10 protein-coding genes are annotated in these 10,486 nt (G+C 61.7%); all 10 read left to right on the plus strand.

The annotated features are described in order from the left end of the window. Positions 1-11 precede the first annotated feature (11 nt). The 10 genes from ACFSQR_RS17080 (at position 12) to ACFSQR_RS17125 (ending at position 10,477) form a co-directional block, all read left to right on the plus strand. The gene (locus ACFSQR_RS17080; protein WP_377731209.1) at positions 12-1,508 is read left to right on the plus strand and encodes an NADH-quinone oxidoreductase subunit M; all 1,497 of its coding nucleotides are present in this window, start codon (positions 12-14) and stop codon (positions 1,506-1,508) included. A gap of 13 nt (positions 1,509-1,521) precedes the next feature. Further along, positions 1,522-3,009, plus strand: coding sequence for an NADH-quinone oxidoreductase subunit NuoN (gene nuoN / locus ACFSQR_RS17085; protein ID WP_377731211.1), 1,488 nt, complete (start codon positions 1,522-1,524; stop codon positions 3,007-3,009). Continuing rightward, positions 3,009-3,332 carry a DUF2818 family protein gene (locus ACFSQR_RS17090; protein ID WP_377731212.1) on the plus strand — a complete coding sequence of 108 codons (324 nt, stop codon included), beginning with the start codon at positions 3,009-3,011 and terminating at the stop codon, positions 3,330-3,332. The genes nuoN and ACFSQR_RS17090 overlap by 1 nt, the downstream gene beginning before the upstream one ends. 109 nt (positions 3,333-3,441) lie before the next feature. Continuing rightward, complete coding sequence (locus ACFSQR_RS17095; protein WP_377731213.1) at positions 3,442-3,993, plus strand: NUDIX domain-containing protein; 552 nt, start codon at positions 3,442-3,444, stop codon at positions 3,991-3,993. A gap of 4 nt (positions 3,994-3,997) precedes the next feature. Next, positions 3,998-4,696 carry a hypothetical protein gene (locus tag ACFSQR_RS17100; RefSeq protein ID WP_377731215.1) on the plus strand — a complete coding sequence of 233 codons (699 nt, stop codon included), beginning with the start codon at positions 3,998-4,000 and terminating at the stop codon, positions 4,694-4,696. Continuing rightward, positions 4,693-5,385: a 2-C-methyl-D-erythritol 4-phosphate cytidylyltransferase gene (ispD, locus tag ACFSQR_RS17105; RefSeq protein ID WP_377731216.1), complete on the plus strand. Its 693-nt coding sequence runs from the start codon at positions 4,693-4,695 to the stop codon at positions 5,383-5,385. The genes ACFSQR_RS17100 and ispD overlap by 4 nt, the downstream gene beginning before the upstream one ends. A 22-nt stretch (positions 5,386-5,407) precedes the next feature. Next, positions 5,408-5,917: a 2-C-methyl-D-erythritol 2,4-cyclodiphosphate synthase gene (gene ispF / locus ACFSQR_RS17110; protein ID WP_377731217.1), complete on the plus strand. Its 510-nt coding sequence runs from the start codon at positions 5,408-5,410 to the stop codon at positions 5,915-5,917. A gap of 2,598 nt (positions 5,918-8,515) precedes the next feature. After that, complete coding sequence (locus ACFSQR_RS17115; RefSeq protein ID WP_377731218.1) at positions 8,516-9,751, plus strand: MFS transporter; 1,236 nt, start codon at positions 8,516-8,518, stop codon at positions 9,749-9,751. Further along, complete coding sequence (locus tag ACFSQR_RS17120; RefSeq protein ID WP_377731219.1) at positions 9,751-10,053, plus strand: hypothetical protein; 303 nt, start codon at positions 9,751-9,753, stop codon at positions 10,051-10,053. Before ACFSQR_RS17115 ends, ACFSQR_RS17120 begins: the two co-directional genes overlap by 1 nt. Before the next feature lie 16 nt (positions 10,054-10,069). Continuing rightward, on the plus strand, positions 10,070-10,477 hold the full coding sequence (locus ACFSQR_RS17125) for a VOC family protein (RefSeq protein WP_377731220.1): 408 nt from the start codon (positions 10,070-10,072) through the stop codon (positions 10,475-10,477). The last annotated feature ends 9 nt before the right edge of the window (positions 10,478-10,486 follow it).

Here is a 10,486-nt window from a genome sequence, read left to right on the forward strand (position 1 = left end):
AATAAGAAACCATGATGCAATCTACATTTCCTCCGTACCTGAGCCTTGCCATCTGGCTGCCGATCGTCTTCGGCGTGCTGCTGCTGGCGATCGGCCGCGAGTCGAACAAGGGCCTGGTGCGCTGGCTCGCACTGGTGGGCGCGATCGTCAGCCTGCTGCCGACCATCCCGCTGATCCAGCACTTCGACAACGCCGCGCACGGCATGCAGTTCGTCGAGCTGACCCCGTGGATCGGCCGCTTCAACATCATGTACGCGCTCGGCGTGGACGGCCTGTCGCTGTGGTTCGTGCCGCTGACCGCCTTCATCACCATCATCGTCGTGATCTCGGCCTGGGAAGTGATCCAGGAACGCGTGTCGCAGTACATGGCCGCCTTCCTGATCCTGTCCGGCCTGATGATCGGCGTGTTCACCGCGACCGACGGCCTGCTGTTCTACTTCTTCTTTGAAGCGACCCTGATCCCGATGTACATCATCATCGGCATCTGGGGCGGCGAGAACCGCGTGTACGCGTCGTTCAAGTTCTTCCTCTACACCTTCTTCGGCTCGCTGCTGACGCTGGTCGCGATCATCTACCTGTACAACGCCGCCGGCGGCTCGTTCGACATCCTCAAGTGGCATCAACTGCCGCTGTCGATGGGCGAGCAGACCCTGATCTTCTTCGCCTTCCTGGCCGCGTTCGCGGTCAAGGTGCCGATGTTCCCGGTCCACACCTGGCTGCCGGACGTGCACGTGGAAGCGCCGACCGGCGGCTCCGCCGTGCTGGCCGCGATCATGCTGAAACTGGGCGCGTACGGCTTCCTGCGGTTCTCGCTGCCGATCACCCCGGACGCGTCGAAGGAATACGCCGGCCTGATCATCGTGCTGTCGCTGATCGCCGTGGTCTACATCGGCCTGGTCGCGCTGGTCCAGAAGGACATGAAAAAGCTGGTCGCGTACTCGTCGATCGCGCACATGGGCTTTGTCACGCTGGGCTTCTTCATGTTCAACGACATGTCGGTGCAGGGCGGTATCGTCCAGATGATCTCGCACGGCTTCGTGTCGGGTGCGATGTTCCTGTGCATCGGCGTGCTGTACGACCGCATGCACTCGCGCCAGATCGCCGACTACGGCGGCGTGATCAACACCATGCCGCGCTTCGCCGCCTTCATGGTGCTGTTCTCGATGGCCAACGCGGGCCTGCCTGCGACCTCCGGCTTCGTCGGCGAATTCATGGTCATCCTGGGTTCGGTGCAGTTCAACTTCGTCACCGGCATCCTGGCCGCCACCGCCCTGATCCTGGGCGCGGCGTACTCGCTGTGGATGGTCAAGCGCGTCATCTTCGGCGCGGTGGGCAATGCGCACGTGGCCGAACTGACGGACCTGAACGGCCGCGAATTCTTCATGCTGGGCGTGCTGGCACTGGCCACCCTGTACATGGGCCTGTACCCGGCGCCGTTCACGGACACGATGCAAACTTCGGTTGCCGACCTGCTGCAGCACGTAGCTGCAGGCAAGCTTCCACAATAAGCGAATGACTTACATGAATACCCCTAACCTTGTCCCGCTGTACGCAGAGATCTTCATGGTGGTCGCGGCCTCCGCGATCCTGCTGATCGACATGTTCCTGTCGGACGCCAAGCGCCACCTGACCTACGTGATGTCGCTGCTCGCGCTGGCGGGCGCCGCGTTCATCTCGTACGTCGACTTCGCTGCCGGCACCACCGTGTACACGATGTCGAACATGTTCGTCTCCGACCCGATGGCGAACCTGCTCAAGCTGTTCACCTACCTGGCGACCGCGCTGACCCTGATCTACTCGCGCAAGTACGCGGCCGACCGCGCCATGACCGGCGGCGGCCACCTGGGCGGCGAGTTCTACGTGCTCGCGCTGTTCTCCGTGGTCGGCCAGATGGTCATGATCTCGGCCAACAACATGCTCTCCGTGTACCTGGGCCTGGAACTGATGTCGCTCGCGCTGTACGCGCTGGTGGCGATGCGCCGCGACCACGCCATGTCGACCGAAGCTGCGATGAAGTACTTCGTCCTTGGTGCGCTGGCATCCGGCTTCCTCCTGTACGGCATCTCGATGCTGTACGGCGCAACCGGCACGCTGGACATCAGCACCATGGCCAAAGTCGCTGCCGCCGGCACCGCCGACAGCACCATCATGGTGTTCGGCCTGGTGTTCCTGGTCTCGGGCCTGGCGTTCAAGCTGGGCGCGGTCCCGTTCCACATGTGGGTGCCGGACGTCTACCAGGGTTCCCCGACCGCCGTCACGCTGCTGCTGGGCGCCGCGCCGAAGCTGGCCTCGTTCGCGATCTGCGTGCGCCTGCTGGTGGAAGGCCTGCCGTCGCTGGCAGTGGACTGGCAGCAGATGCTGCTGGTGCTGGCCGTGATGTCGCTCGCGATCGGCAACTTCACCGCGATCGCCCAGACCAACCTGAAGCGCATGCTGGCATATTCCACCATCGCGCAGATGGGCTTCGTGCTGCTTGGCCTGCTGGCCGGCGTGAACGGCGCCGACCACTCCAACATGGCGACCGCCTACACCTCGGCGCTGTTCTACTCGATCACCTACGTGCTGACCACGCTGGGCACCTTCGGCCTGATCATGCTGCTGGCGCGTAACGGCTTCGAAGCGGAAAACCTGAACGACTTCAAGGGCCTGGCCAAGCGTTCGCCATGGTTCGCTGCCGTGATGGCGATCCTGCTGTTCTCGCTGGCCGGCGTGCCGCCGATGATCGGCTTCACCGCCAAGTTCGCAGTGCTGCAGGCCGTCGTCGCCAGCGGCGCCGTGTGGCTCGCGATTACCGCCGTCCTGTTCTCGCTGGTTGGCGCCTACTACTACCTGCGCGTCATCAAGGTCATGTACTTCGACGAGCCGGTGGATACCGCAGCCATCTCGGCGCCTGCCGACATGCGCATCGCCCTGTCCCTGAACGGCATCTTCGTCCTGGTTGCCGGCATCGTGCCAGCGTTCCTGCTCGAAGCCTGCCTGCGCGCGATGAGCGCAACGCTGGCCTCCTGATGGATGTATCGCTGGCTGCCTGGCTGGTGATCGCGCTCGCGGTCGCCGCCGCCAACCTGCCTTTCATGAACGAGCGCCTGTTCGGCGTGATCGCCCTGAAAGGCAGGACGGAAGAGGGCGCACCCCACAAGCCGCTGTGGGTGCGCCTGCTCGAACTGCTTGCCCTCTACATCGTTGTCGGCCTGCTCGCGCGCCTGCTCGAATCCAGCATTGGCGGCGCCTTCGTACAGGGCTGGGAATTCTACGCCGTCACCGTCCCCCTGTTCCTGGTGCTGGCCTTCCCCGGCTTCGTCCTGCGCTACCTCCGCCGCCACCACACCTGAATCGCGCCCCGAAATGGGGACAGACCCCATTTTCGAAATGGGGACAGACCCCATTTTCCGTGACCGTAAAATGTAAAATGGGGTCTGTCCCCATTTTGTTGGAGCGCGTATGTCATTGAAAGAGCGCCGCGTTAGCGGTGAGACGGTGTATGACGGCAAGTTCCTCAAGGTCGACTGCGACCTGATCGAACTGCCTGACGGCAAGCAAACCCACCGTGAATTCATCCGCCATCCCGGCGCCGTGGTGATCCTGCCGCTGCTGGCCGACGGCCGGGTGCTGGTGGAGCGCCAGTTCCGCTATCCGATGCAGCGCGAATTCATCGAGTTCCCGGCAGGTAAGATCGACCCGGGCGAAGCCGACCTCGATTGCGCCAAGCGCGAGCTTGAGGAAGAGACCGGCTACACCGCGAAGGAGTGGACTTACGTCTGCACCATCCACAATGCGATCGCGTACTCCGACGAGCGACTCGAGCTCTTTCTCGCGCGCGACCTGACCGCCGGCGCGCCCAAGCTGGACGAAGGCGAGTTCCTCGAATGCTTTACCGCGACCGTGCCGGAACTGCTGGAGATGGTCAGGACAGGCAAGATCACCGACGTGAAAACGATCATCGGCCTGTTCTGGCTGGAGAAAATCGTGTCCGGGACCTGGCAACCGGCCTGACCCCATGAGAGTCCTGGCGCTGCTGCTCGTGCTGTGCTGGCCGCTGGCCGCGGAAGCAGCGCGCACGCCTTTCCAGGCGCGCTGCGAGGACACCATTGCCAGGACCACCACCACGCTGGTCGCGCGCCAGGCCGGCTACCTGGTCGACAACACCAAGTCCTTCCACCAGCTGACGCAGCTGAAGGAGCAGGGCGCCCAGCGCGGCTTCGTGCTGGGACTCACGCGCACGGAATCGCACGTGACCATCGACGCCACCGGCTCGATCCTGCACGACCGCGACAGCGACTATGAATGCATCGCCCCGCACATCGTGGTCAACCTCTGGTATTCCCCGATCACGGTCTACATCTCGCGCGAGTTCGGTCCCGGCACCTGTCCGTACCGCGAAGTGCTGTCGCATGAGTTGCGCCACGTGAAGCTGTACACCGACCACATGGAACAGGTGGCCCGCAGCGTGCGCGCGGCCCTCGCGGCGCGCTTTGGCGACAAGCCCATGTACGCGCCGCGCGGCCAGTCCAACGCCATGCTGGGCCGCGAAATCGACACCCGCTGGATCCCCTACATCAAGGCGGAACTGACGAAGGTGGAGCCGGTGCACGCCGCCATCGACTCCTACGAGGAGTACTCGCGCCTCAGCAAAGTTTGCGCAGGTGCGGTACAGTCTATTATCGGACCAGCAAGCAGCAGGAACACCAAGCAATGACACAGCAGCAGCCGCGTTACGTCGCCCTCATCCCCGCCGCCGGCGTCGGCAGCAGGATGGGCGCGTCCACGCCCAAGCAGTACATGGAGATCGCCGGCCAGCCGATGCTGCGCCGGACCATCGCCGCCTTCCTCTCGTGCGACAGGATCGCGCACACCTTTGTGGTGGTCAGCGAGGCAGACGGCTACATCGACGCCGTCGTGCCGTCCGGCGGCGTGACCGTGCTGCGCTGCGGCGGCGCTACCCGCATGGAATCGATCCGCAATGGCCTCGCCGCCATCCGCGACCAGCTGCGCGACGAAGACCGCGTGCTGGTGCACGACGCCGCGCGCCCCGGCCTGACCGCGCAGCTGATCGAACGGCTGATCGACACCGTCGGAGACGACCCGGCGGGCGGCCTGCTCGCGCTGCCGGTGGTGGACACCGTCAAGCGCCAGGGCGCCAGCGTGCAGACGGTTCCCCGCGACGGCCTGTGGCTGGCGCAGACCCCGCAGATGTTCAGCTACCGGCTGCTGAGCGACGCGCTGGCCGCCGCCCATGACGCTGCCGCCATCACCGATGACGCCAGCGCCGTCGAAGCCCTGGGCCTGTCGCCCCGGCTCGTCGAAGGGCATCCCCGCAACCTGAAGGTGACCCTGCCGGCCGACATCCGCATCGCCGAGATGTACCTCGCATCACCCGATACTTGAGAACAGAGAGACACGAAAGACTATGGCACTGGCATCCTATAATCCAACCCCGCCGTTCCGCATCGGCATCGGTTACGACTGTCACGCGCTGGTCGAAGGGCGCAAACTCGTGCTGGGCGGCGTGACCATCCCGCACAAGACCGGCCTGCAAGGCCACTCGGACGCGGACGCGCTGCTGCACGCCGTGATCGACGCGCTGCTCGGCGCCGCGGCGCTGGGCGACATCGGCAAGCACTTCCCGGATACCGACCCGATGTTCGCGGGCGCCGATTCGCGCACGCTGCTGCGCGAAGTGGCGCACCGCGTGCTGAATACCGGCTACACCATCGGGAACATCGACGCGACCATCATCGCGCAGCAGCCGAAGATGGCGCCGCACATCCCCCAGATGATCTCGCGCATCGCCGAGGACATCGGCGTCTCGCCGCAGCAGGTCAACATCAAGGCCAAGACCAACGAGAAGATGGGCTACATCGGCCGGGAAGAGGGCATCGCCGCCGAGGCCGTGGCGATGCTGATCCGCGTGGCGTGAGCAGCAGCGCGCTGTGGGAACGTGGAGTAAATCCCCCAGTCTTCCTCAAGCCGTGCGAAGCCGATTAACGAACTATCGTTTCTGAACAGGGGCTCAAGTTCTGGTCGAAGACGAGCGTTAAGCTTCTGCGGTTGGCTTTCGATATTATCCAGTACACACGCGCTCTCACAACGCCGTCACCATCGGCTGGGTAATGTTTGGTAAGGATGTGAGCAACGCTATCCACATATGGAGCAGTACTCACTTTGGTGCCCTCTTGGAGCAAGAAGCAACTCAGATTCGCGTTCTTCAGTCCAGCGGGACTGGACTTTATGGTTAGATCGCCATGGATGATCAAACTGGATGCGTTTTCGTGTGTGCTGAATGGGCGTACATCGCGGATAGTTACCGTAGCCGTGCCGCCTTCAAACGCGACCTGTAAGTCCTGTCCTTCTGTAGCAGAGCAAGCACTGCAAAGTAGAGTGACCGCGACAGCTTTAGTGAAGACCTGGCTCATTTGGATGCCTTATCGCGTTGAACTGCCTTTGGATCATCTTGACCTCCTTTATCCATGAGTTTGGCTTGACAGTGGTCGCTTGGTTAGCGACCTTGATGCCAGCACCCGATCCGTTGACGAGTGATTTCCCAGGTAAATGTATTTGGAGCCCGTGATGCCGGTTATTCCTGCGTAGCGGAGCTTGCCGTCGTTCCCGTAGACGAGCACTCGATTCACTCCATCGGTGCCAATCACGCTGACCTGTTGGCCGTGCCCGTCGTTGGTTGCTCCGCCTGAGATGCTGCTGGAGGTTAGGTTATCGAGAGCGTCGTACGCGTAAGTGGCCTTGCCCCACAGGTTGGGCGCGCTGACCGTCAATAATCGGTCCAAGTTATCGTATCCCAGGGTGCAGGTCGTCACGCTGACGTGATGCCGCCGATAATCGACGCGACGTTCGCGTTCGGATCGTAGGAGTAGGTATCATCCAGGACGCGAGGATTTAGTCTGACGTCCCTGCGCGGGGTTGCTCCAACTGCCGCGCACTCCTCTTTTCGGGCAGTTTCGCTATTTCTCTCCGTTGGCTCGGGATGATCGTGACTGCTTTCGTTGATGTTGATCCAGTAGATCGCGTCTTAGGTCCGATACTGCTGGGCCCGCACACTGCTCATTCCGGCAAGGGCGAATCAGCTGCAGACCGCCCAAGAGCGCCCAACTGTCGAGTGCAGAATTTTTTTCGAAGAGAAGTATCAAGTCGCATGACGCGTCCTTTTTTATCCGAATACGCGCACTTGCCCATTCGGTATTTTCCCATTTTGCTTTCCGAGAATATGTGATCAGCTCAAGCGTATCCGCATAGCCAGTCTTGCATCCGTAGGGCTCTAATACCCGTAGTTTCGAATGAGGCTCGAATCTGTCTTTGAGAATCCAGACTCTATCGTGGATCGAGTCATCGGCTAGTCTACGTGTTACCTCGTAAGCGCCCTCAGCGATACACCATGATGAAAGTCGGAGCTCGCACTGATGGGGAGGGGCAGCGTAAGCTGACGTGCTACCCGCTAGATTGGCACCGCAAAACGAGAGTGTGGCGATGACGAGGAAAAATCTTGCAACACTTATAAATTTCATTAACATCCTTCGCAAAGATCAAAGTCTTCTAGGTTCACCTATTCTTTGGTTCTCCGAAGACGTCGCGATGTAAGAAATTCTGGAGCTACGCACGATCGCAACGACGTGCGCGGAGGATTTCATTCGCGATTGATGCATTTGATAGCATCGGCGCCAATCAGGATCAATAAAGCGATCTAGAGCAGCTACGACCCTAAGAGCAGAGCTGAAACCGGCTGAGCGCGACGATCTATTCTCCGAACTATTCAGGAGCCAACAATATTAACGATTGCAAACAATGAGAGGAAGGTCGCAACAAAGCCTATAATTGCCGCTAACGCCGACGATACGGTACTTCGGACGAGTGGCCTGAGTTTACGATCTTCAAGGCTGTGCCAAGCTGCCCGGGCGGCAATGACCATGCCAACCCCGATGCATATCATGAAAGGATAAGGCGTACCATGTTTGCAGCCAAACAAAGGTAGCAGGACTATATATGTCGCTGCGTTAATAAAAGCGCACAATAAAGACAAGCTAGCCAACTTAACAGTTAGCGTCTTCGTTTTATTCCGTCTTCCACTATAAGAATTGTGAAATGTCATCGTCTATTCTCGGCCAGGGCGTTCGCTTAAGCGTAGTGGGTCCGGCTCTTTTGGTTTTGGCGGTGTCTGAGCGTTTTTAGCGTTATTTATCAGTTTAGTGGTTTCAGTTTTGCAACTATTGGTGGAGCCTCAGTTTGGAGAAACGGACCGACGTCCGTAGATTTTCTGGCTCGTGTATGGTCCTGTTTTTCGGTGGCGCGGATTTTGTTCAGCCACAGGCCAAGGGTGGCAATGTGAAGCTTGTTTGTCCCATCACAGGCTAATTTCGCCGTGGAAATCGATTCCAAAAAATATTCAGAGATCCGCTGCGGGTCGGATACGAGAGGGGTGAGGGTAGGGCAGAGGCAGTTCGCAGGAATGAGGACGCGCGCTCCAGTTATAATTTCTCGCTAACCCGGACATCAGAAAAGATCACGCATGCACAACCCGACGATGAACTCACGCGCGGCGTGGCTGCTGATCCTCGCGGCCTCCGCGATCCTGATGATCACGATGGGCGCACGCCTGACGACAGGTCTGTTCCTCTCTCCGATCAATACGTCGACGGGTCTCGGCATCGCCTCGATCAGCTTTGCGATGGCAATCGGGCAGTTCATGTGGGGCGCGGCGCAACCTGTGTTCGGCGCAGTGGCCGACAAGTACGGCACCGTGCGCGTGCTGATCGTTGGCGCGTTGATGCTGGCGGCCGGCCTCGCGGCGACGCCGTTCGTCGATTCGCAATTCGGCCTGATCCTGACACTGGGCATCCTGTCCGCCGCTGGCGCAGGCGCCGGCAGTTTCTCGATCCTGATCGGCGCCACGGCGCAGCGCTTACCGGCCGAGCGGCGCGGTTTCGCGGCAGGTTTCATCAACGCCGGCGGCTCCTTTGGCCAGTTCGTGTTCGCGCCGCTGATGCAGGCCCTGATCAGCAGCGTCGGCTGGGTCGTCGCGATGCTGACCATGGCTGCCACCACGCTGCTCACGATTCCTCTTGCGTGGCCGCTGCGCCGCAGCGCCGGCGTCAAGCCGGGCGCGACGCCGGCGCCCGCAGCACCGGTTGGAATCGGCCTGGGCCGACAAGTGCGCGACGCCATGCGCGACCGCAGCTACCTGTGCCTGCACATCGGCTTCTTCACCTGCGGCTTCCACATCGCTTTCCTGGTCACGCACTTGCCGGGCGAAGTCGCGCTGTGCAGCCTGCCGGTCAGCGTCTCCGCCACCGCGATCGGCTTGATTGGCCTCTTCAATATCGCCGGCTCGCTGTTCGCCGGCGCGCTGTCGTCGCGCGTGCGCATGAAGTCCCTGCTTGCGTGGATCTACGCCAGCCGCGCCGTCATCGTGGTGCTGTACCTGCTGGCGCCGAAGACTCCGCTCACGTTTTACGTGTTCGCCGCAGCCCTCGGCTTCACTTGGCTCGCGACGGTACCGCCGACCGCGGGCCTGGTCGGCAAGCTGTTCGGCACGCGCTATCTCGCGACCTTGTTTGGCCTGACGCTGCTGTCGCACCAGATCGGCGGCTTCTTCGGCGCCTGGCTGGGCGGGCTCGCATTCGTGCACTTCGGCGACTACAACTGGATGTGGTATGCGGACATCGCGCTGGCGCTCGCGGCGGCCGCCGCCAACCTTCCGATCCGCGAGGCGCCCGTGGTCCGGGCAGCTCCGGCAGCCGCGTAATGGCGCGCGACATCTACGCCTACCGCGAGGTGGCCGTGCAGTCGGTCCGCGACCCGCGCACCGGTGGGCTGGTGATCCGCCCCATGCCAGGACAGGCATTCGCGCCAACGCTCAAGGTGCAGTGTTCGCGCCGGCTGCGTGAGGATTATCCGGAAGGGACCAGCTTCCTGTTGAATGCCAAGTTGACGGACCGTTTGGGCGGGCCTCGCTACCTCTACGCGCATCACGGCGATCCCGTTGTTGTGCTGTCGCCTTCGGAAGCAAAACGATTCCTGGCCGCGTTCAGGCGCGGCCGTATTTGATAACAGGAGCGCTGGCATGATCAGGATTCGCCATATCGACCATATCGTCCTGCGCGTTCGGGACCTGGACGCAATGATCGCTTTCTACTGCGACGTGCTTGGATGCGAGGTGGAGCGCCGCAAGGATGACATCGGCCTCATCCAGCTGCGGGCCGGAAGCTGCCTGGTCGATCTGGTCCCGGTCGATGGAAAGCTGGGCAGGGAAGGCGGCGCCGCGCCGGGCAGGGAAGGGCGCAACCTCGACCACTTCTGTTTTCGCGTCGAGCCGTTCGACGAAGCGGCGATACGACGCCATCTGGACACCATGCAGGTGCACGCGGGCGCTACCGAAATGCGTTACGGCGCCGAAGGAAACGGACCCTCGATCTACATAGAGGACCCGGAAGGCAATACCGTTGAGCTCAAAGGGCCGCCGTCTGCGTAGCCAGGCATC

It is taken from the genome of Pseudoduganella sp. GCM10020061, from assembly GCF_042683405.1.
GTDB lineage: Bacteria > Pseudomonadota > Gammaproteobacteria > Burkholderiales > Burkholderiaceae_D > Telluria.